The organism is Pseudomonas sp. PS02302, from assembly GCF_029959585.1.
Lineage (GTDB): Bacteria > Pseudomonadota > Gammaproteobacteria > Pseudomonadales > Pseudomonadaceae > Chryseomonas > Chryseomonas aestiva.
On sequence record NZ_JASCON010000015.1, the window covers coordinates 1 to 21586 of the forward strand.

Below are 21586 nucleotides of genomic sequence, written 5' to 3' on the forward strand. Positions count from 1 at the left end.
GGTCACCACCACGTGCTGGTGCGCCGGGCGCCCGGCCAGATCGGCCAGCACCTGGTCGACGTCCAGATAGCCGTGCTTGAAGGCGATGTTGAGTTCGTCCAGCAGCACCAGGCCGATGGCCGGATCGCGCAGCAGCTCGACCGCCACCGCCCAGGCGGCGGCAGCCGACTGCAGATCGCGGGCCCGGTCCTGGGTATCCCAGGTGAAGCCCTCGCCCATGACGTGGTAGCGCACCTCGTCCGGGAAGCGCCTGAAGAAGAGTTGCTCGCCGGTGTCGCGGCGGCCCTTGATGAATTGCACCACGCCCACCTTCATGCCATGGCCGAGGGCACGCGCCGCCATGCCGAAGGCCGAGCTGCTCTTGCCCTTGCCGATGCCGGTGTGGACCAGCAGCAGGCCGCGCTCGTCCTGAGCTTCGGCGATGCGGGCGTCGATCACCGCCTTCTTGCGCACCATGCGCGCACGGTGGCGCTCGTCGCGCTCGGGGCTGGTCGAATCGGGGCTATCGGTCATGGGTGGTTCTCCGGGTGCGGGCGCGGCGGAGAAACGGGCAGAGACGCCGCCCGCGCAAGGCAGGTGGCGACGCCGCGCGACGCCCTCCGCATCGCCGAGATGAACGCAAGCGTGGCCGGTCTCCGGGCTGGTGAGCCGATGCCCTGGGGGCATCTGCTGCGCCCCTTCCCGGCCAGGGCCAGTGGGTATCGCGCAGCTACTGCTCAACTACCGTTGCGGGGGCAGCGCCGGCTCGACCGGCTTCCCTGTTTCACCCCGGCGAGGCGGGGCACCACGTGCAAGGGCGCAGGGTACGGACTACCCGGGAGAGCGTCAATCGATCGCACCGGCCGAACTCGGCGCCAGGCGGCCGGGTCCACCCTAGGCAACCCTCACCAGGAGCTACCGGATGAACGATGCCACCCTCGCCGCCTGTATCAAGGCCTGTCTCGACTGCGCCGCCGCCTGTGAAACCTGCGCCAGCGCCTGCCTGGGCGAAGTCAATCTGGACATGATGCGCGACTGCGTCCGCCTGGACCGCGACTGCGCCGATGCCTGTCGCCTGGCCGCCACCTTCATGCAGCGCGATAGCGACCGCATTGCCGAAGCCTGCGCCCTGTGCCTGGCCACCTGCCGCGCCTGCGCCGCCGAATGCGGCAAGCACAAGGCCGAACACTGCCAGGCCTGCGCCCGGGCCTGCAACGCCTGCGCCGATGCCTGCGCGGCCATGGCGGCCTGAGCAGGTCCTTCCGCTACTGCGCGCTCCGGTCGCAGGCAAAAAGGTCCGGCCGACCCACCGCTGGAGCGGTCGGCATTGGCATTACCCGTCGACGCCAGGGATAATGCCCGCCCTTTAATCGATATCCAGGCCTTCGCCATGACCGATACCAACCAAGATCCCCGTTTGAGCCGCATGAAGCGTCGCCTGCGCAAGAAGCAGTACCTGGGCGAATTCCAGGAACTGGCCTTTGAAATCAAGGTGAGCTTCAAGAACGAACTCAGCGAAGACGATCTGGACACCTTCCTGGGCGACTTCATCGACTACGTCGAAGAGCGCACGCTGGACTACATCGGCGGCTTCGACAACGCCTGGGTCGAAGGCACCATCATGGCCAACAAGCGCTACACCTCGCCCACCGCGGAAGACCGTACCGCCCTGCTGGACTGGCTCAAGGCCCGCGCCGAAGTCGGCGAAGCCAATGCCTCCGAGCTGCATGACGCCTGGCATCACGACGGCGAAGTCTAAGAGACTGTTCGAAGGCTGCTGCGCGTCGGCCAAACTGCGTTGAAAATGGCCTGGGTCGCCAGCCCGGTCGGAATGCTCATTTACCCCACGCAAGTAAAAGCACGGGGTTGATCCGCTTCCTCAGCCATTTTCGCGGGGCCGCCTAGGCCTTGTTTGGCGCTGGCTAGCGAGCCTTGGAACAGCCTCTGACTAGTGCTCGCCGGATAGCTTGGCGCCCGTTGCGGTCGTAAAGGGGAATCCGTTGGAAAACAGGTCCTCATGACGACCCTCCTACAAATCTCCGATACCCACTTCGGCACCGAGCAACCCGCCGTGGTCGCGGCTCTGGAAGCCCATGTCCGCGAGCACGGCGCCGATGTCCTCATCCTCTCCGGGGACATCACCCAGCGCGCCCGGCGCGAACAATTCGCCGCCGCCAAGACCTTCGTCGAACGCCTGGAAAGCCACGGCATTCCGCAAACCCTGGTGATCCCGGGCAATCACGACCTGCCGCTGTACAACGTCTTCGCGCGTTTCCTGACGCCCTATGGCAACTATCGCCGCCATTTCGGCCAGGATCTGGAGCCCAGTTTCGAAAACGACGAGCTGTTGCTGGTCGGGCTCAACACCACCGCTCCGCAACGCCACAAGGACGGCGCGGTAAGCACCGAGCAGATCGAGCGGGTGGCCGAGCGCCTGCGCCGCGCCGGTCCGGGCAAGCTGCGCATCGTCATCGCCCACCAGCCCTTCGGCGCCCTCGAACTCAGTGACCTGAGCAATCTGCAGCACAACGCCGATCACGCCCTGGCCACCTGGGCCGACGCCGGACTGGATCTGGTGATGGGCGGGCATATCCATCTGCCCTATGTGCTGCCGCTGAGTCGCCAGTACCCCACCCTGCCCCGCGAGGTCTGGATCGTCCAGGCCGGCACCGCCCTCTCCTCTCGCGTGCGCGGCACCTCGCCCAACTCCTTCAATCGCCTGCTGGTCGGCGAAGGGGCGGAAAAGACCGTGGACGTGGAGCGCTGGGACTTCCAGGGCGATCGTTTCGTCGTCGGCGAGCGCCACGCACTGCGCTGGCAGGCTGCTCAGGACGCTCAGGACGCTCTGGCGAAACGCTGAGGCGTCCCGTCGGGGGCGCCAATGCGCGCTCCTGCGCACTTCCAGCAATGGAAATTGATTCAAGCTGTTGAAACGGCTGGCAGGCCACGAGTGCAACGTAGTCTTAGGACTTTCGGCAAGAGTGGCCTCCCATGGAATCCCTGACGCAATCGCTACTTGGCTTTATCGAAACCCACCAGGCCTGGGCGCCGCTGCTCGTCGGCCTGCTCGCCTTTGGCGAGTCCCTGGTGCTGCTGGGCGTCTTCATTCCGGCCACGGCGCTGCTGCTGGTGGTCGGCGGCCTGGCCGGCTCCGGGGTGCTCTCGCCGGTGCCGCTGGTGCTGGCCGCCATCGTCGGCGCCATCCTCGGCGACATCTGCTCCTACATCATCGGCCGCTGGCTCGGTCCCAGTATCGTCCACCGCCCGCCCTTTCGCCGCTATCGCAAGCAGGTGGCCAGGACCCGGCTGTTCTTTCGCCGCTATGGCTTCTTCGCGGTATTCGGCGGACGCTTCCTGACCATGATCCGCAACACCGTGCCTCTGGTGGCCGGGATGATGGCGATGAACCAGCTGCGCTTCCAGTCGGCCAATGTGCTCTCGGCCATCGTCTGGGCGCCGCTGATGATGGGCCCGGGTTATCTGGCGGCCAAGGGCGCCAACCACTTCAGCTTCGCCGGCAACGAGTCGCTGTGGATCGGCGCGGTGATCGTCGCCGTGCTGGGCGCCGGCGCCGCGCTGTTCTTCAAGCAGCGGCTGAAACGCGCCTAGCGGCTAGCGGCCAGCGCCTCGCGCAAACGCTGGCGATTCAGCGGTACCTCGCGCAGGCGCAGACCGGTCGCCGCCGCCACGGCATTGGCGATGGCCGCGGGGATGGCCGCGGTGGTGGCCTCCCCGGCTCCCACCGCCGGTTCTTCCGGCCGATCAATCAGCTCCAGTTCCAGCTCGGGCAATTCGTTGAAGGTCAGCGGCGGATAGGCACTCCACTCCAGGCTGGTCACTCCCTGGTGATCGAAGCGTACCGCCTGCTTGAGGGTCCGGGCGATGCCCTGGACCACGCAGCCTTCCAGCTGATTGCGCAGGCCATCCGGATTGACGATCAGACCGCAGTCATGGGCCACCACCACGCGGGTGACCCGGATCCCCGTCGCCTCGCCCACCGCCACCTCGACCACCGCGGCCACATAGGCGTTTTCGTTTTCGTAGTGCAGGAAGGCCAGCCCCTGCCCTTTTGCCTGGGCACCGTCCCAGACCTTTTCCTGCCTGGTGGGTGGTTGCCAACCGGCCTTGGCGGTGGCGGCCTGCAGCACCGCCCGGGCGCGAAGGTCCTGCAGATAGCGCAGGCGGAATTCCAGCGGATCGACCCCGGCCGCCAGGGCCAGCTCGTCCATGAAGGATTCGTTGGCAAAGGTATTGCCGACCGCTCCCAGGGCGCGCAGGGCCGAGGGTCGCAGCGGCGAATCCCCGGCTTCCAGCCAATGGGTGGCCACCTGGACGTTGAGCAGGTCGTAGTCCAGCGGCGCATTGCGATTGCCGCCGCCCCGCCCGCCCTTGAGCGGCAGGTTGTAGGCCAGCTGCCCGGCGAGCAGCGCCGCCTTGCCGGTCTGGCCATTGGGTCGGGTCAGGTGGGTAGGCGTCCAGTTGGCGAAGCGCCAGGCGAGCAGATCACCAGCCGCGCTCAGGCCACCCGCCAGACGCAGCAGCATGGCCGGACCCTTGGGATTCCAGCCGTGCTCGTCGGCCCGACTCCACTGCACCCGCACCGGACGGCCGCACAGCTTGGACAGCAGCGCCGCATCGGCCGCCGCGTCATCGGCGCCGTTATGGCCATAGCAACCCGAAGCCTGCTGATAGATGACATGGATACTGTCTTCCGGCAGCGCCAGCAAATCCGCCAGTGCCGCCCGGAGCTGATAGACGCCCTGGGTACCGCTCCAGACCGTGGCGCCGTCGGCACGCACGTCCGCCACCGCGCAGGAGGGACCGATGGAGTCATGGTTCTGATAGGGCCAGCGATACTCGGCGTCCAGCCGCTGCGCGGCATTCGCCAATTCGCCTTCAACGTCACCGGCCTCCTGCTGGATGTCGGCCGGTCCGGCCTTGGCTTCCAGCCGAGCGTAGAGTTCGCCCGGCAGTGGCAGGTCCGACACCAGGCTCCAGTCCACCCGCAGCGCCGCCGCGCCCTGCCGCGCCAGCCAGGGCTGCTCGGCCACCACCGCGACGAAGGCGCCTTCGTACACCAGCTGCGCGCCGGCCGGCAGGGCGCTGGCATCGATACCGCGCAGGCTCACCCCCGCCAGCCGCGCCGAGCCGGTGCAGGGCGGCCGTATCACGCAGCCATGCAGCATGCCGGGCAGGCGCCGGTCATGGACATAGTCGAAACTGCCAAACAGCTTGGCGGGGATGTCCTCGCGCGGCACCGAGGTGCCGACCAGGCGGTAATCCTTGACGGCGCGGGTACGCACGGCCTGATTGACCAGCCGCCCCAGGGGCCGTCCACCCACCAGTTCGCCATAGCTGACAAAGCGCCCGCTGGGATCGCCGCGATAGACCACGCGGCCATCCACCGTGTCCACCACCGCCAGATCCAGCCCCAGGCGCCGCGACCCCTCCAGAAACAGGAATTGCCGTGCGCTGGCGGCGGCCTTGCGCAACTGGGCGCCGCCCACCTGCAGACTCTTGCTGCCGGCGGTGATGCCCTGGTCCGGGGTCAGCCGGGTATCGCCCTGGATCAGCCGGGTGGCGGCAAAGGCCACGCAAAGCTCCTCGGCCACGATCTGCCGCAGCGCCGTGCTGACCCCGGTACCCAGTTCCACCTTGCCGCTGTAGACGGTGACCTGGCCCTGGGCGTCCACCGCCAGCCAGGCATCCAGCTGGCGCTGATCGAAGGTCTTGGCCAGATCCGCCGGGTCAGCCGGTGCAGGCAGCACCTGGGCGGCGACCGGTCGCTGCAGGCTGAAACCCAGCAGCAGCACTGCGCTGCCGCCGAGAAAGGCACGTCGCGACAGCGTCATGCCGGAGCCTGCCCGTCGCGCAGGAGCACCGCCGCCCGCTTGACCGCACGGAGGATGCGATAGTGGGTACCGCAGCCACAGAAGTTGGCCGCCAGCGCCTGGCGGATCTGTGCATCGCTGGGATCGGGCACGCGTTCGAGCAGCGCCCGGGCGGTCATCACCATGCCGGGGATGCAATAGCCGCACTGCGCCGCCTGTTCCTCGATAAAGGCCTGCTGCAACGCATGCGGCGCCTCAGGCGTACCCAGACCTTCCAGGGTCAGCAGCTCACGACCGGCAAAGGAGACTGCCGGCAGCAGACAGGCACGCACCGGCTTGCCATCCGCCAGCACCGTACAGGCGCCACACTCGCCCAGGCCGCAGCCGAACTTCGGCCCCTTGAGACCCAGTTCGTCACGCAAGGCCTCCAACAAGGGCATGCGCGGATCGACGTCGAGTTGTCGCTGCTCGCCATTGACCTTCAATTCGATGGCCGCCACCGCTATTTCTCTCCTTCGCGCGCGGCCGCCACGTCCGCAGGACGGATGTCGGCGGCGTGGCCGCCAAAGCGGCGGCCGATGTAGGTGGCCAGATCGGCCAGTTGCTGATCGCTGAGCAAGTCCCGATAGGCTGGCATGAAGGCGTGCTCGGTCCGCCCCTGGCGATCGAGGCCGTCGAGCAGGACGCGCACCAGGTTGGTCCCTGCGGGATCGCGCACCGCCGAATAGTTGCTGAAGGAGCGTGGATAGGGACCAGCCGGCCCCCGGTCATCCGGGGCATGACAGCTGGCGCAGGCGGATTGCAGCAAGGCCGCGCTTTCCGCCTCGGCAGCGGTAAGCGGCCCGGTTTCCCCGGGCGGCTGCACCTCGGCCCGCGCCGGCACCGCTCCGGGCTGCGCCGGCAGGGTCCGCAGATAAGCGATCAGGGCGCCGAGGTCCGCATCCTTCAGATGACGGGTACCGCCACTCACCACCTCGGCCATGGGTCCCGCCGCCACGGCTTCGCCACGCTGATGCCCTTCGCGCAGATAGCTGGCCAGCTTGGCATCGCTCCAGCCGCCAAGGCCGCGGGGATCCGCGGTGAGATTCCAGGCCGTCCAGCCTTGCTGGGTCGCGCCGGCATAGGCCCGACCGCTGTCGAGACCCTGGCTCCAGGTCCGCGGCGTATGGCACTCCTGGCAGTGCCCCACCGCCTCCGCCAGGTAGGCGCCCCGCGCCACCTCAGCGTCCGCCACGGCAGGCAGCGGACCCTGACGGAAGTTCAGCCATTTCCAGCCACGGATCAGGGCACGCTGATCGAAGGGAAAGCGCAAGGCATTGGCCGGCGGTGCATAGGGTACGGGGCGCTGGACCTGCAGATAGGCGAAGATGGCCGCGACATCCTCGTCGCTCAAGCGGGTAAAGGCCGTATAGGGAAAGGCCGGATAGAGCTGCTCGCCCTCCCGCCCCAGCCCCTCGTGCAAGGCCCGGCGAAACTCGTCCGCCGTCCAGTCACCCAGCCCGTGCTCGCGATCCGGGGTGATGTTGCTCGAATAGAGACGGCCAAAAGGCGTCTCGAAGGCGACGCCACCGGCGAAGGGCGCGCCATCGGGACGGGTATGGCAGCCCTGGCAGTTGCCCAGGCGGGTCAGATATTCGCCACGCGCCAGGGGCGTCTCGTTGGCGTGGATCAGCGCGGTCCTGGACAGGAGCAGCATCCCCGCCAGCAGGGGCAGGGCCAGGGATCTCATCAGCTCTCCTCGTGAGGTCGAATCGGACTGGCCGATTCCGCCGTGGCTTTGCCTTCATCCTAATCGCAGCGGCAAGCCGCCGTAACGTTCGCCCCCGGAGGTGAGATGCAGGCGACAGTTTCAGCCCGCACCTTGACAGCGGCCTTTACATTCCCACTTCGGTCCGGCTGCATCCTGATGCGTGCCCCTGGAACGCTGCCTGCCTCGGATCCTGATTACCTGCACTCCGAACAGGAAGGAAATCACCCAGATGTAAAATGCTATAGGGGTGGTATTACTCAGCGTTTGGGGATGAAGCCATCGGGCTTGGCCGCCAGCCAGTCGACGAACTGGCGAATGCGCGCATCGCTGAGCAACAACTCACGGCTGTTGTATTCCAGTGCCAGGGTCTTTTCGTCGAAGGTCTGGTGGATATGGTTGTGGCAGGGTCGGCAGACCCAGAGGGTGGCGGTGATCCGGCTGATGCGGTCGAATCTCTTGCGCACGTAGGCCTTGTCGTGCAGCGAGCGAGGGATCAGATGATGGCGGGTGAGCGGCGCCGCCCGACCGCACAGCTCGCAACGAGCCGGCTGGGGCGGCAGACGTATCGCCTGGGGCATGATGGGCTCCGCACGGGCTGGATGCCCATTCGAGCGGCCCAGGCGAAACGGGGTTCAATAGCCGCCGGCGAGACTCGGCGTGACCAGCACGCGCTTGGCCTGCAGGTAGCTGTTCTGCCAGTAGGGCTTGGCCAAGCTGTCCAGGCGTACGGTACCGCCGGTACGCGGCGCATGCACGAAGCGCCCTTCCCCGACATAGATGCCGGCATGGCTGACCTGACGACCACCGGCGGTGGCGAAGAAGATCAGATCACCGGGCTGCAGGGCGTTGCGCGCCACATTGGGCGAGCCGAGGGTGATCATCTCGCGGGTCGAGCGCGGCAGGGTCACGCCAGCCGCATCGCGATAGACGTAGCCGATCAGACCGCTGCAGTCGAACCCACCGGCCGGGGTGTTGCCGCCGTAGCGATAGGGGGTGCCGACCAGGCCGATGGCCCGAAAGAGTACATCGTTGGCCGCCTGGGCCTGGCTTTCCAGCAGGGGACGGGAGACGACCGGGGCCGTTGCGGGGGCCTGGGGCGGCCTGCCGGCACAGGCGGCCAGCAGTACGAAGGCGCAATACAATCCGAGGCGAGCCGCATGCGGCATTGGAGACATCCTTAGTTATCCATCGATCACCGTCGGCCTGCCACGCAGCCTCGACGGGTCCTCGAAGCGCACCGGCGAAGATCGCGGCGATACGCCTCAGCGCAATACGCGCTTGCCTTCCAGGAAACTCACCTTCCAGTACTGGTCGTTCAGGCTGTCCACCCGCACCCCGCCGCTACGACGACTGGAGGAATGGATGAATTTGCCTTCGCCCATGTAGATACCGGTGTGACTGACCCGGCCACGGCCGTTGCTATTGAACAGCAACAGGTCGCCAGGTTCCAGATCGTTCTTGCTGACTACCGGTACTTCGAGATCGATGATCTCGCGGGTGGAACGCGGCAGGCTCATCCCGGCGCGCTCGCGAAACACGTAATTGACGAAACCGCTGCAGTCGAAACCGGCCAGGGTGCTGCCGCCACGGCGATAGGGCGTCCCCACCAGCTGGGTGGCACGATTGAGGATCTGGTCCGCCAGATTCGGCAGCGCCTGGCGCGGGCCGACCTCGCGCTCCCAGTCGAGCTGATGCGGCGACTGGGTATGCGGAAAGACCGGACGTTGCTGAGCACCCTCGGCCTCCACAGGCGCGGAGCCGTTGCCAGCGCCACCCAGGCCATGCAGCGAAGCGGCCTGGAACGTCCGGGAGGTAGTAGGCGAATCCTGGGTAACGAGGGTGTCAGGACTTTGCGGCGCACTCGCACAGGCGGCGAGCAGACAGACAAAAGACAGGGGCACGAGGGGTGCGAGGCGGTTCCTTGGCATGGGCACGACCGTGTCGTTTTTTCAAAGTTTCGACACCTTGCCGACCTGGATCACAGATGGCAAGTTTTTTTAGCCATCGATGTGACTCAAAAGCCCGGGAAGGACGTCTACGGCCCTTTTTTTGATCTGAACGGTCGCCAGGCCACTCAGCGACGAACGGTCCGGGTTGATCTCGATGAGGTCACCCCCCTGCGCCAGGGCCTGCCCGATCGGCGCCTGGATGTAGCCGAAGGCAGCCGTGGTGCCGACGGCGATCACCAGGTCGAAGCCCTCCTCCACCGCCTCCTGCAGGCGCTGCAGTTCGATGACCGGCAAGGCTTCCTCGAACAGCACCACGGGTGGCCGCAACATACCGCCGCAGGAGGGACAACGCGGTGGCAACGGACCGGCCAGGTAATCCTGAGCCTCCTCGACGGCCTGCGCGCAACTCATGCAGGCGAGCGGCTCCAGTTGTCCGTGGATCTCGATCAGCCGCTCCGATGGAAAACCCGACTGGCGATGAAAGCCGTCGATGTTCTGTGTCAGTACCCAGCTGCCGGGATGTCGAACGCCGAAATCGGTAATCGCCTGGTGCGCCGCATTGGGCACGGCCGCGGCGCAGGCGCGGCCGAGTTGCGCCAGGTAGCGCCAGCAGAGCTCCGGACGCTGCCGGAGCATGCTGCCCGACAGCGCCGCCTCGATGGGGATGCCTTCCTCGGTGAGGCCGTTGTACAGCCCGCCAAGGCCGCGATAGGTCGGCAGTCCGGAGTCGGCGGAAAGCCCAGCCCCGGTGATGAACAGCACCCGCCCGGCCCGTGCGAGCAGACCCCGGGCGCGGGCCAGGGCGTCAGTCAATGATTCACCGTCAGGGCCAGCATCACCGACAGCTGGCAGAGCGGACGCCCGCTCTGCTCCTGCCAGAGGTTGAAGGCCTCCTGCATCTGCTGCCGATCGCGCTTGGCGGTGGGCGCCTTGTCGAGGATGTTCTGCGCCTTGAGCGCCGTCACCACATCGTCGGTCGCCAGAAAGGTGTCCTTGCCGGCCATGCGCAGGAAGCGCTGCGCCGACAGGCCACCCAGCTGGTTGCCACGTTTGGTCAGCAGCTCCCACAGGCCAACGATGTCCTCTGTTGGCCATTCGGCCAGCAACTGGCCGAAGCTGCCGTGGCTACGCTGGAAGTCGAGCACCATCTGGGCGTTGATCGGCACGCTGCGCAACTTGCCCAGGTGGCGGATCAGCCGCGCATCCTGCATCAGCCGCTCCAGGCGTTCGCCGCCCATGAGCACCACCCTCTCCGGATCGAAGCCGAAGAAGACCTCCTCGAAGGCCGGCCACTTGGCATCCACCAGGCTGTGCTTGAGTCCGGCGCGAAAGATGCGGCGGGTCAGCAGCGACAGATAGCGGTCATCGCCCACGGACCTCAGGGTCGCGGCATCCACCGGTTGCGGCAGTCGCGCTTCCAGGGCCGCACGCGAGCCACAGCGGTTGAGGGCGTATTCGAGCAGCCAGGCGTAGTCCCGCATCAGAGATTCATCACCTGGACGAAGCGCGGCGTCGCGCTGTCATCGATCTTGAGACTGGCGAAGTCGAACAGCTCGCGATCGGCCAGCTGCGAGGGCACCACGTTTTGCAGGGCGCGGAACATGATCTCGGTGCGCCCCGGCGTCTTGCGCTCCCACTCCAGCAGCATCTCCTTGACCACCTTGCGCTGCAGGTTTTCCTGGGAGCCGCAAAGGTTGCAGGGAATGATGGGGAATTCGCGCAGGACGGCGTAGGCCTCGATGTCCTTCTCGTTGCAGTAGGCGAGCGGGCGGATCACCACATTGCGGCCGTCATCGGCGCGCAACTTGGGCGGCATGGCCTTGAGGGTGCCGCCATGGAACAAATTGAGGAAGAAGGTTTCTACCATGTCGTCGCGATGATGGCCGAGCGCCATCTTCGTCGCGCCGATCTCGTCGGCGAAGGTATAGAGGATGCCCCGGCGCAGGCGCGAGCACAGCGAACAGGTGGTCTTGCCCTCGGGGATCTTTTCCTTCACCACGGAATAGGTATCACGTTCCAGAACGTGGTACTCGACCCCCAGTTCCTGCAGATACTGGGGTAAAACGTGTTCAGGAAAGCCCGGCTGCTTCTGGTCGAGGTTGACCGCCACGATCTCGAAACGAATCGGCGCGACCTTCTGCAGATAGAGCAGCATGTCGAGCAGGGTGTAGCTGTCCTTGCCACCGGACAGGCAGACCATGACCTTGTCGCCGTCCTCGATCATGTTGTAGTCGGCGATGGCTTCGCCGGTAAGACGGCGCAGGCGTTTTTGCAGCTTGTTCTGGTTGACCGAAAGGGTGCCCATGGATGAATCCGCGAAAGGAAAAAACGAAAGGCCGGCATTTTACGCGCAAAGCTTCCGCCGCCCTACCCCGAACGTCAGTCCGCGGCGACCGGCAGCCATGAGCGAAACCCAGGCGCTCATGACGGCGCTGCATCAGGAACTGCTCGGAGCCCAGACCAGTCTGTCGGAGTACGAGTTGCTGCAGGCCTTGCGCCGGGCGGGTTCGCCCCTGGTGCCGCCGCGCCCGGTGACCGACAACTACGAACTCTTCCGCCTGCATTTCCGCGTCTTCAATGCCCTCTACCAGCTGCGCGACCAGTTGCGTGCCGAACAGCGCGCCGAACTGATCATCAGCGCCCTGCGCATCGAACTGCGACCCTATCTGCGCGCCCGGCCCGGGCTGATCGTGGCCGATCCGCTGCGCGCCTATTACCTGGATCTCACCCAGCTGGAGAACACCACGCCGGAAGACGTGGCCAACCTGCTCAATCACTTCTGGGCGCTGGTCAATGGCGAGTCCGAACTGCTGGAAGCCCTGCGCCTGCTGGGCCTGGATCGTTCGGCGGACTACGGCCAGATCCGCCGCCGCTATCGCCAGCTCGCCAGTCGGCACCATCCGGATCGTGGCGGCAGTACCGGTCGACTGCAGACCATCAACGCGGCCATGGATACGCTGAGGCGGCACTATGGCCACCAGCCGACCGCGGACGCTAGGGCGCAGGCACCAGCTTCGGCATAATCACCCGCCTCGCCAGAGGTTGCCCATGCCTGAACAACTCCACGCCCGGGTCGAAGACTGCTATCGGCAGGCCGAGGCCTTCTTCAAACGTCGCTTCCCGCGCCCTGACGTCGGCCTGGCCCTGCGCGGCCAGCGCGCCGGCGTCGCCCATCTCACCGAGAACCGGTTGAGATTCAACGGGCAGCTCTATCAGCAAAATCGCGCTCACTTCCTCGAACAGACCGTGGCCCATGAGGTAGCGCATCTGGTGGCACACCAGTTGTTCGGCGGCAGCATCAGGCCCCATGGCGAGGAGTGGCAGCTGATCATGCGTGGCGTCTATGGCCTGCCGCCGGATCGCTGCCATACCTACGAATTGCCGCAACGGGCCCGCACCCTGTACCTGTATCGCTGCAACTGCCCGGACGGTCGCTTCGAATTCACCGCCCAGCGTCACGCCCTGGTGCGCAAGGGACGGCGCTATCTGTGCCGACGCTGCCGCGGCCCGCTGGATTTCACCCAGGAAGTCATCCGCGGCTGACCCTGCCGGGCCCGACCCGGGCTCCGGCAGACAACGAAGATCATCAGCCCTGGGCGAAGACTTCGTCGAACAGGTCGTGCATCGCCAGGAAGGCACGCTTGGCCACCACCGGGTGATACTGCTGCTTGCCCGGAGTGTTGGCTTCGGGATCGGTGAAGGAATGCACCGCGCCGCCATAGCTCAGCAGTTGCCAATCCACCTGGGCGGCATCCATCTCCTGGCGGAAGCCGGTGAGTTGCTCGTCCGGCACCATGGGATCGGCGGCGCCGTGCAGCACCAGCACCGGACCGGTGATACGGGCCGCATCGGCCGGGTTGGGCGTATCCAGGTTGGCGTGGAAGGTCACCACAGCGCTCAGCGGCGCCCCATCACGCGCCAGTTCCAGCGCCGCGCAGCCGCCAAAACAGAAGCCGATGGCAGCGATCTGGTGGACGTCCACCGCCGCCGTCTCGGCCTGGGCGACCAGCGCCGCATGAGCCGCCTGCATGCGCTGGCGCAACAGCGCGCGATCACCGCGGATCGGCGTCATGGCCGCCAGGGCCTCGTCGGCGTTCTGCGGACGCACATTGCGACCGTAAAAATCCACGACCAGGTAGGCCAGGCCGTCGGCCTCGGCCAGCGCCTTGGCCTGGTCGACGGCGCCATGGGACACCCCCATCCAGTTGGGCGCGAAGAGCACGCCCGGACGGGTCGGATTACCGCTGGTGGCGTACACCAGCTGGCTCTCGAACGGCTGGCCATCGATTTCGTAGGCAACGGGTTTTACAGTGACATCGACCATGGGGTCCTCCAAAGGGTAGATAAGAAAAAGCCCGCCGAGGCGGGCTTCTCCATCTTCAAGCGGACAATTCCACCAGCAGTTTGTTTAACCGGCGGACATAGGCGGCGGGATCCTTGAGGCTGTCGCCCGCGGCCAGCGCAGCCTGATCGAACAGGATGTGCGACAGGTCGGCGAAGCGGTCCTCGTCGGGCTCGCCATCGAGTTTCTCGATCAGCGGGTGCTGCGGATTGATCTCGAAGATCGGCTTGGAATCCGGCGCCTTCTGACCGCTGGCTTCCAGGATGCGGCGCATCTGCAAGCCGAGGTCCTGCTCGCCGATGGCCAGGATCGCCGGCGAATCGGTCAGGCGATGGGATACGCGGACTTCGCTGACCTGGGCATCCAGGGCCTGCTTGAGGCGCTCCACCAGGCCTTCCTTGGTCTTGGCGACCTCTTCCTGGGCCTGCTTGTCTTCTTCGCTGTCCAGCTTGCCGAGATCCAGATCGCCACGGGCAACGTCGACGAAATGCTTGCCATCGAATTCGGTGAGATAGCTCATCAGCCACTCGTCGATGCGATCGGTCAGCAGCAGCACCTCGACACCCTTCTTGCGGAAGACTTCCAGGTGCGGGCTGTTCTTGATCTGGGCATGGCTCTCGCCGGTCAGGTAGTAGATCTTGTCCTGACCGTCCTTCATCCGGCCGATGTAGTCGGCCAGGGACACGTTCTGGGCATCGTCGCCATTGTGGGTCGAGGCGAAGCGCAGCAGACCGGCGATCTTCTCGCGATTGGCGAAGTCTTCCGCCGGACCTTCCTTGAGCACCTGGCCGAAATGGCCCCAGAACGACTGATACCGCTCCGGCTCGCTCTTGGCCAGCTTCTCGAGCATGTCCAGCACGCGCTTGGTCAGCGCCGACTTCATGGAGTCGATCACCGGATCCTTCTGCAGGATCTCGCGGGACACGTTCAGCGACAGGTCGTTGGAATCCACCACACCCTTGATGAACCTCAGGTACAGCGGCAGGAACTGGTCGGCCTGGTCCATGATGAAGACGCGCTGCACATAGAGCTTCAGGCCCTTGGGCGCTTCACGCTGGTAGAGATCGAAGGGTGCGCGGGCCGGTACGTACAGCAGCGAGGTGTATTCGAGCTTGCCCTCGACCTTGTTGTGGCTCCAGGTCAGGGGATTCTCGAAGTCATGGCCGACGTGCTTGTAGAACTCCTGGTAGTCCTCGTCCTTGAGTTCGGTACGCGGACGGGTCCAGAGCGCGCTGGCACGGTTGACGGTCTCCCACTCGGCGGCGGCCGGCTGCTCGTCCTCGCCACCCTGCTGCTCCTTGGGCAGCTCGATGGGCAGACCGATGTGGTCGGAGTATTTCTTGACCACGTTGCGCAGGCGCCAGCCATCGGCGAACTCGGTTTCCTCGGGCTTGAGCTGCAGCACGATCCGAGTACCGCGCTCGGGCTTGTCGATGTTCGCGACCTCGAACTCCCCTTCCCCCCTGGACGACCAGTGCACGCCATCCGCGGCGGGCTGGCCGGCACGGCGGGTGTAGACGTCGACCTGGTCGGCAACGATGAAGGCCGAGTAGAAGCCCACGCCGAACTGACCGATGAGGTTGGAATCCTTCTTCTGGTCACCGCTGAGATTCTTCAGGAAATCGGCGGTACCGGACTTGGCGATGGTGCCGAGGTGGGCGATCACCTCTTCGCGGCTCATGCCGATGCCGTTGTCTTCGAGAGTGACCGTGCCGGCCTCCTTGTCGAAGCTCAGGCGAATCTTCAGCGTATCCCCGCCTTCGAGCAGTTCGGGCTTGGACAAGGCCTCGAATCTGAGCTTGTCGGCCGCGTCGGAGGCGTTGGAAATCAATTCGCGCAGGAAGATTTCCTTGTTGGAATACAGCGAGTGAATCATCAGGTGAAGCAGCTGCTTCACTTCGGTCTGGAAGCCTAGGGTTTCCTTTTGAGTCTCCACACTCATGCTACGAACTCCGCTATCGATAGGTACGCACCAGATGCCTGGCGATGTCGCGGAGATGGGGGCGCCCGATGACATTTCAACCTTGGCGCGCTCGGTTCGCGATGCAAGTAGGAATTTGCGCGATGCCTGGGCTAGACGCGGAACTTAACTTTTAACGGGGCGCTCGAACGGCTGTCGTGTAGTTCATAAGGAGAAAACACATGAAAAAGCCCTTCGCTATTGCCCTGCTCTTCACTGCCGCCTTCGGCCTCGCCGCCTGTGACAAGCCTTCCGAAAACAAGGCTCAGGACGCTGCCAAGACCGAACAGAAAGCCCAGGAAAATCTGAACAAAGCCGCTGAGCAGAGCAACAAGGCTGCTGAGCAGCGCAATGAAGCCGCCAACGAGGCTGCCAAGGAGCAATCCAAAGGCGAAGCCACCTCGGTCAGCCCGGCCACCGGTACCGCCAACGGCAACGCGCCGGCTACCCAGCCCAAGCCGTAAGCTGTCTGGATATGAAAAAGCCCGCTTAGGCGGGCTTTTTTGTGGGCGACTGATTCAGGAGCGCGAGGGATCCGGCTCGGCTTCACCCTCAGGCGCACGTCCGCCACGCTTCAGACTTTCCAGCGTCAGGGCGACCAGGCCCACCACCACGGCCGGCAACAGCCAGCCCAGGCCCGAGTCGGCCAGCGGCAGCCACTGCGCGGCACCGCTCAGATAGGGCACCGTCAGGTGCGCCGCCTGCAGGCCATCGAGGATGCCGAAGGCCAGGGCCACCAGCAGCACCGGCCCGAGGATGCGCCCGGGCGCCGCCCAGCGGGCGGTGAAGAAGCTCATCACCACCAGGGCGATGCAGGGCGGATAGATGGCGGTCAGGATTGGCACCGAGATCTGGATCAGCTGGGTCAGACCCAGGTTGGACACCAGCAGCGAGAAGGCTGCCAGCAGGACCACCAGACTGCGATAGCTGAACGGCAGGAATTCGCTGAAGAACTCCGCGCAGGCGCAGGTCAGGCCCACCGCGGTGACCAGGCAGGCCAGGGTGATCAGCACCGCGAGGAAGTCGCTGCCGACGCTGCCGAAGGTGTGCTGCACATAGGCATGCAGGACCTCGGCGCCATTGCTGGCATGGGGCACCAGCACCCCGCTGCCGGCGCCGAGCTGGAACAGACTCAGGTAGACCAGCACCAGCCCTGCCCCGGCGATGAGGCCGGCGATGATGGTGTAGCGCGTCAGCAGCTGCGGCGCCGTCACGCCTCGGGCACGAATGGCGTTGACGATGACGATGCCGAATACCAGGGCGCCCAGGGTATCCATGGTCAGGTAGCCGTTGACAAAGCCCTGGGACAGCGCCCGCGAGGCGTATTCCGGTGCCGCCGTGGCAGGACCGCCAGCCGGCCAGAACAGCGCTGCGCCGCCCAGCACCGCCAGCGCCAGGATCTTCAGCGGACCGAGAAAGCGCCCCACGGTGTCGAGCAGGCGTCCCGGATAGAGCGAGACCACCAGCACCACCAGGAAATAGGCCAGGCTGTAGAGAAACAGCGGTATGGGTCCGTCGCCCAGCAGCGGCGCGACGCCGACCTCGAAGGACACCGTGGCGGTGCGCGGCGTGGCGAACAGCGGGCCTACCGACAGGTAGCAGACAATGGCCAGGGTGCGCGCGGCGGTCTGGCCGAGCGGCTTGCTCAGGGCGTCCATGCCGCCCCCGACCCGGGCCAGGGCGATCAGCGTCAGCACCGGCAGGCCGACGGCGGTCAGCAGAAAGCCCAGGGCGGCGCTCCAGACGTGCTCGCCCGCCTGTAGACCGACGATCGGGGGAAAGATGATGTTGCCCGCGCCGACGAACAACGCGAACGTCATGAATCCAAGGGCCAGGACATCCCGGCTTTGCAAAGCTTTCATGGAAGGCAGTACCAGCAATGAGGAAAACGAGGCAGCCCGCCCTCATGGGAGCAGGTCTTGGTGGGGCCACCGTATGGCCATTGGAGCGGAAGGTTGCCATCCTAACGAATTGCCGGCGAAAAGGCAGCCGGCAGCTGATGAGGCGTCATGGTCGCGCCCATGAAAAAGGCCGCCCGAAGGCGGCCTTTTCTGCAGTCAGTCAGGCTCAGGCCTTCTTGACTTCCCAACCGGTCAGCTCGGCCAGGGCCTTGCCGATGTCAGCCAGGGAACGCACGGTCTTCACACCCGCGTCCTGCAGGGCGGCGAACTTCTCGTCCGCAGTACCCTTGCCGCCGGAGATAATGGCGCCGGCGTGGCCCATGCGCTTGCCGGGCGGTGCGGTGACACCGGCGATGTAGGACACCACCGGCTTGGTCACGTTGGTCTTGATGTAGGCCGCGGCTTCTTCTTCAGCGCTGCCGCCGATCTCGCCGATCATCACGATGGCTTCGGTCTGCGGATCTTCCTGGAACAGCTTCAGGATATCGATGAAGTTCGAACCCGGGATGGGGTCGCCGCCGATGCCCACGCAGGTGGACTGGCCGAAGCCGGCGTCAGTGGTCTGCTTCACGGCTTCATAGGTCAGGGTGCCGGAACGCGACACGATACCGACCTTGCCCGGCAGGTGGATGTGACCGGGCATGATGCCGATCTTGCACTCGCCGGGGGTGATGACGCCGGGGCAGTTCGGGCCGATCAGGCGTACGCCCAGCTCGTCGCACTTCACCTTGGCATCCAGCATGTCGAGGGTGGGGATACCCTCGGTGATGCAGACGATCAGCTTGATACCGCCCAGCGCCGCTTCCATGATGGAGTCTTTGCAGAAGGGAGCCGGCACATAGATCACCGAAGCGTCGGCGCCAGTGGCTTCGACGGCTTCACGCACGGTGTTGAACACCGGCAGACCCAGGTGGGTGGAGCCGCCCTTGCCGGGGGTCACGCCGCCGACCATCTGGGTGCCGTAGGCGATGGCCTGTTCGGAGTGGAAGGTACCCTGGCTACCGGTGAAGCCCTGGCAGATGACCTTGGTGTCTTTGTTGATCAGGACGCTCATTACTTACCCTCCGCGGCCTTGACGACCTGCTGGGCAGCGTCGGTCAGGCTGGTTGCCGCGATGATGTTCAGGCCGCTTTCGGCCAGGACCTTGGCACCGAGTTCGGCGTTGTTGCCTTCCAGGCGAACCACGACCGGCACCTTCACGCCAACTTCTTTCACGGCGCCGATGATGCCTTCGGCGATCATGTCGCAGCGCACGATGCCGCCGAAGATGTTGACCAGAACGGCCTTCACGTTGCTGTCGGACAGGATGATCTTGAACGCCTCGGTCACGCGCTCTTTGGTCGCGCCACCGCCAACGTCGAGGAAGTTGGCCGGCTTGCCGCCGTGCAGGTTGACGATGTCCATGGTACCCATGGCCAGACCGGCACCGTTGACCATGCAGCCGATGCTGCCTTCCAGGGCCACGTAGTTCAGTTCCCACTTCTGCGCATGGGCTTCACGGGCGTCGTCCTGCGACGGGTCGTGGAAGGCGCGCAGCTTGGGCTGACGGTAGATGGCGTTGCTGTCGATGTTGAGCTTGGCATCCAGGCAGTGCAGGTTGCCGTCCTTCTTGATCACCAGCGGGTTCACTTCCAGCAGCGCCAGGTCGTAGTCCTGGAACAGCTTGGCCAGACCGACGAAGATCTGGGTGAACTGCTTGATCTGGTCACCCTTCAGGCCCAGCTGGAAAGCCAGGTCGCGACCCTGGTAGGGCTGAGCGCCCACCAGCGGATCGATGGTGGCCTTGAGAATCTTTTCCGGAGTGTCGTGAGCGACCTTCTCGATGTCCACGCCACCTTCGGTGGACGCCATGAACACGATACGGCGGCTGGAACGATCGACCACGGCGCCCAGATAGAGCTCCTGATCGATGTCGGTGCAGGATTCAACCAGGATCTTGGTGACCGGCTGACCGTTGGCGTCGGTCTGGTAGGTCACCAGACGCTGGCCCAGCCACTTGGCGGCGAATTCCTTGGCTTCTTCCTTGCTCTTGACCAGCTTCACACCACCGGCCTTACCACGGCCACCGGCATGTACCTGGGCCTTGACGACCCACTCGTCGCCGCCGATACGGCCGCAAGCCTCGTAGGCCTCCTGGGGGGTGTCGACAGCGTAGCCTTTGGAAACGGGCAGGCCGTATTCAGCGAACAGCTGCTTACCCTGATACTCGTGGAGATTCATGCTTGTCTACCGTCTTCGTTGGGTATTGCGCATTCGACGCTGTGCGTTCTCCGAGCCGTCCTCCGGACGGTCGCGGGCACCGCGCCACCTGTGACCCCTGCCCTAGTGGGGTGTCTCACACCCCACTAACAAGAGTCCGAGGTGCCTTCCTGCGGTGGAGCCCTGAGGCTTCGCGGCGGTCGGCGACCCCGTGGTTCTGTAAATCTCTTACCGCTTCTTGCGATTCACCGCGTGGATCGCATGACCGTTCACCGCCAGGGCCGCTTCGTGCAGCGCCTCGGACAGCGTCGGGTGCGAGAACACCATCATGCCCAGGTCTTCGGCGCTGGAGCCGAATTCCATGGCGATGGCGCCTTGCTGCACCAGCTCCGCCGCGCTCGGGCCGACCACATGGACGCCCAGGACGCGATCGGTCTTGGCATCCGCCACGACCTTGACGAAGCCGGCGGTGTCGTTGGCCGCCAGGGCACGCCCGCTGACCGCGAAGGGGAAGGTACCGACGTTGACTTCGACGCCTTCGGCCTTCAGGGCCTGCTCGGTCTTGCCGACCCACGCGATTTCCGGGTGGGTGTAGATCACCGAGGGGACCAGATCATAGTTCATCTGGGCCTTGTGACCGGCGATGCGCTCGGCAACCATCACGCCCTCTTCCGAGGCCTTGTGGGCCAGCATCAGACCACGCACGCAGTCGCCGATGGCGAACACGCCCGGCACGCTGGTAGCGCAATGGTCGTCGACGTAGATGTAGCCACGTTCGTCGCTTTCCACGCCGCTGTCGGATGCCAGCAGGTCGGTGGTGACCGGACGACGGCCCACGGCGACGATCAGACGATCGAAGGTGATCTGCTTTTCTTCACCGGCTTCGGTGTAGTTGACGGTGACTTCTTCGCCGTTGACCTGGGAGCCGGTCACGCGAGCCCCCATGCGAATGTTCAGACCCTGCTTGGAAAGGATCTTGTAGGCCTCCTTGGACACCTGCTCATCGGCGGCGACCAGGAACTTGTCCAGGGCTTCCAGCACGGTGACTTCGGCGCCCAGACGGGCCCAGACCGAACCCAGTTCCAGGCCGATGACGCCGGCACCGATCACGCCCAGACGCTTGGGCACGCTCTGGAATTCCAGGGCGCCGGTGGAATCGACGATGACCTTCTGGTCCACCGGAGCCGGCGGGATGTCGATGGGACGCGAGCCGGACGCCAGGATGACGTTCTCGGCCTCGACCACCTGGACGTTGCCGTCCAGGCCGGTGACTTCGACCTTCTTGCCGGACAGCAGCTTGCCGTTGCCTTCCAGCAGGGTCACGCCGTTCGCCTTGAACAGGGTGGCCACGCCGCCGGTGAGGTTCTTCACGATCTGGTCCTTGCGGCCGATCATGGTGGGCACGTCGATGGTGACGTTCGGCGCGTCGATGCCGTGGACCTTAAAGCCCTCGTGGGCCTCGTGGTACTTGTAGGAGCTGTCCAGCAGCGCCTTGGAGGGAATGCAACCCACGTTCAGGCAGGTGCCGCCCAGGGCGACCTTGCCTTCCTTGCCCTTGTAGCGCTCGACACAGGCCGTCTTCAGACCGAGCTGCGCGGCGCGGATGGCGGCCACGTAGCCACCAGGGCCTGCGCCGATCACCACTACGTCGAATTTGTCGCTCATACACTAATCC

General features: G+C 65.4%; 23 protein-coding genes and 1 riboswitch. Of the genes, 7 read left to right on the plus strand and 16 right to left on the minus strand.

The genetic code is table 11. The annotated features are described in order from the left end of the window. Nucleotides 1-513: cob(I)yrinic acid a,c-diamide adenosyltransferase (locus tag QMX82_RS07335; protein ID WP_282281970.1), on the minus strand; the 513-nt coding region annotated here is incomplete at its 3' end. 96 nt (nt 514-609) lie between these two features. Next, a riboswitch (cobalamin riboswitch) is annotated at nt 610-804 on the minus strand. 97 nt (nt 805-901) lie between these two features. Between QMX82_RS07335 and QMX82_RS07340 the strand changes: the two genes are divergently transcribed. The 4 genes from QMX82_RS07340 (at nt 902) to QMX82_RS07355 (ending at nt 3588) form a co-directional block, all read left to right on the plus strand. Further along, on the plus strand, nt 902-1231 hold the full coding sequence (locus tag QMX82_RS07340; RefSeq protein ID WP_208694581.1) for a four-helix bundle copper-binding protein: 330 nt from the start codon (nt 902-904) through the stop codon (nt 1229-1231). A gap of 138 nt (nt 1232-1369) precedes the next feature. Beyond that, the gene (locus QMX82_RS07345) at nt 1370-1738 is read left to right on the plus strand and encodes a YggL family protein (RefSeq protein ID WP_208694580.1); all 369 of its coding nucleotides are present in this window, start codon (nt 1370-1372) and stop codon (nt 1736-1738) included. 258 nt (nt 1739-1996) lie between these two features. Then, nucleotides 1997-2839, plus strand: coding sequence for a metallophosphoesterase family protein (locus QMX82_RS07350; RefSeq protein ID WP_208694579.1), 843 nt, complete (start codon nt 1997-1999; stop codon nt 2837-2839). Nucleotides 2840-2970: 131 nt separating this feature from the next. Further along, a complete protein-coding gene (locus tag QMX82_RS07355) occupies nt 2971-3588 on the plus strand; it encodes a DedA family protein (protein ID WP_208694578.1) in 618 nt (205 codons plus the stop codon). Here QMX82_RS07355 and QMX82_RS07360 read toward each other — a convergent pair. From QMX82_RS07360 to ttcA, 9 genes are all read right to left on the minus strand, one after another. Then, a complete protein-coding gene (locus QMX82_RS07360) occupies nt 3585-5831 on the minus strand; it encodes a molybdopterin cofactor-binding domain-containing protein (RefSeq protein ID WP_208694577.1) in 2247 nt (748 codons plus the stop codon). The two genes, QMX82_RS07355 and QMX82_RS07360, sit on opposite strands and share 4 nt — an antisense overlap. Next, nucleotides 5828-6310: a (2Fe-2S)-binding protein gene (locus QMX82_RS07365; protein WP_133859659.1), complete on the minus strand. Its 483-nt coding sequence runs from the start codon at nt 6308-6310 to the stop codon at nt 5828-5830. Before QMX82_RS07365 ends, QMX82_RS07360 begins: the two co-directional genes overlap by 4 nt. A gap of 2 nt (nt 6311-6312) precedes the next feature. Further along, on the minus strand, nt 6313-7539 hold the full coding sequence (locus QMX82_RS07370) for a c-type cytochrome (protein ID WP_208694576.1): 1227 nt from the start codon (nt 7537-7539) through the stop codon (nt 6313-6315). Between the two features lie 278 nt (nt 7540-7817). Beyond that, nucleotides 7818-8138: a hypothetical protein gene (locus QMX82_RS07375; RefSeq protein WP_208694575.1), complete on the minus strand. Its 321-nt coding sequence runs from the start codon at nt 8136-8138 to the stop codon at nt 7818-7820. Between the two features lie 54 nt (nt 8139-8192). Further along, nucleotides 8193-8726, minus strand: a complete 534-nt coding sequence (locus QMX82_RS07380) for a C40 family peptidase (protein ID WP_208694574.1) — start codon at nt 8724-8726, stop codon at nt 8193-8195. 96 nt (nt 8727-8822) lie between these two features. Beyond that, on the minus strand, nt 8823-9461 hold the full coding sequence (locus QMX82_RS07385; RefSeq protein ID WP_410003710.1) for a C40 family peptidase: 639 nt from the start codon (nt 9459-9461) through the stop codon (nt 8823-8825). A 96-nt stretch (nt 9462-9557) separates the two neighbouring features. After that, nucleotides 9558-10322, minus strand: a complete 765-nt coding sequence (locus tag QMX82_RS07390; RefSeq protein WP_282281984.1) for an SIR2 family NAD-dependent protein deacylase — start codon at nt 10320-10322, stop codon at nt 9558-9560. Then, a complete protein-coding gene (locus QMX82_RS07395; protein WP_208694571.1) occupies nt 10319-10990 on the minus strand; it encodes a DNA-3-methyladenine glycosylase I in 672 nt (223 codons plus the stop codon). Before QMX82_RS07395 ends, QMX82_RS07390 begins: the two co-directional genes overlap by 4 nt. Further along, entirely contained in the window at nt 10990-11814 is an 825-nt protein-coding gene (gene ttcA / locus QMX82_RS07400) for a tRNA 2-thiocytidine(32) synthetase TtcA (protein ID WP_158895467.1), read from the minus strand. The genes QMX82_RS07395 and ttcA overlap by 1 nt, the downstream gene beginning before the upstream one ends. 97 nt (nt 11815-11911) lie before the next feature. On the opposite strand from ttcA, the gene QMX82_RS07405 reads away from it, so the two are divergent. Further along, nucleotides 11912-12532, plus strand: coding sequence for a DNA-J related domain-containing protein (locus QMX82_RS07405; protein ID WP_208694570.1), 621 nt, complete (start codon nt 11912-11914; stop codon nt 12530-12532). Further along, the gene (locus QMX82_RS07410) at nt 12480-13052 is read left to right on the plus strand and encodes a SprT family zinc-dependent metalloprotease (RefSeq protein ID WP_261793984.1); all 573 of its coding nucleotides are present in this window, start codon (nt 12480-12482) and stop codon (nt 13050-13052) included. The genes QMX82_RS07405 and QMX82_RS07410 overlap by 53 nt, the downstream gene beginning before the upstream one ends. Before the next feature lie 43 nt (nt 13053-13095). Here QMX82_RS07410 and QMX82_RS07415 read toward each other — a convergent pair whose 3' ends face one another. Continuing rightward, the gene (locus tag QMX82_RS07415; RefSeq protein WP_208694569.1) at nt 13096-13833 is read right to left on the minus strand and encodes a dienelactone hydrolase family protein; all 738 of its coding nucleotides are present in this window, start codon (nt 13831-13833) and stop codon (nt 13096-13098) included. 55 nt (nt 13834-13888) lie between these two features. Further along, nucleotides 13889-15793, minus strand: coding sequence for a molecular chaperone HtpG (gene htpG, locus QMX82_RS07420; RefSeq protein ID WP_208694568.1), 1905 nt, complete (start codon nt 15791-15793; stop codon nt 13889-13891). Between the two features lie 200 nt (nt 15794-15993). Between htpG and QMX82_RS07425 the strand changes: the two genes are divergently transcribed. Beyond that, a complete protein-coding gene (locus QMX82_RS07425) occupies nt 15994-16275 on the plus strand; it encodes a hypothetical protein (RefSeq protein ID WP_007159246.1) in 282 nt (93 codons plus the stop codon). 54 nt (nt 16276-16329) lie between these two features. On the opposite strand, the gene brnQ is transcribed toward QMX82_RS07425, so the two are convergent. From brnQ to lpdA, 4 genes are all read right to left on the minus strand, one after another. Beyond that, nucleotides 16330-17673 (minus strand): branched-chain amino acid transport system II carrier protein, encoded by a 1344-nt coding sequence (gene brnQ / locus QMX82_RS07430; RefSeq protein ID WP_208694567.1) that lies wholly within the window; start codon nt 17671-17673, stop codon nt 16330-16332. A gap of 205 nt (nt 17674-17878) precedes the next feature. Continuing rightward, complete coding sequence (gene sucD, locus QMX82_RS07435) at nt 17879-18766, minus strand: succinate--CoA ligase subunit alpha (RefSeq protein WP_208694566.1); 888 nt, start codon at nt 18764-18766, stop codon at nt 17879-17881. Then, nucleotides 18766-19932, minus strand: a complete 1167-nt coding sequence (gene sucC / locus QMX82_RS07440; protein WP_208694565.1) for an ADP-forming succinate--CoA ligase subunit beta — start codon at nt 19930-19932, stop codon at nt 18766-18768. Before sucC ends, sucD begins: the two co-directional genes overlap by 1 nt. Before the next feature lie 207 nt (nt 19933-20139). Then, on the minus strand, nt 20140-21576 hold the full coding sequence (gene lpdA / locus QMX82_RS07445; RefSeq protein ID WP_133859672.1) for a dihydrolipoyl dehydrogenase: 1437 nt from the start codon (nt 21574-21576) through the stop codon (nt 20140-20142). Nucleotides 21577-21586 lie beyond the last annotated feature (10 nt).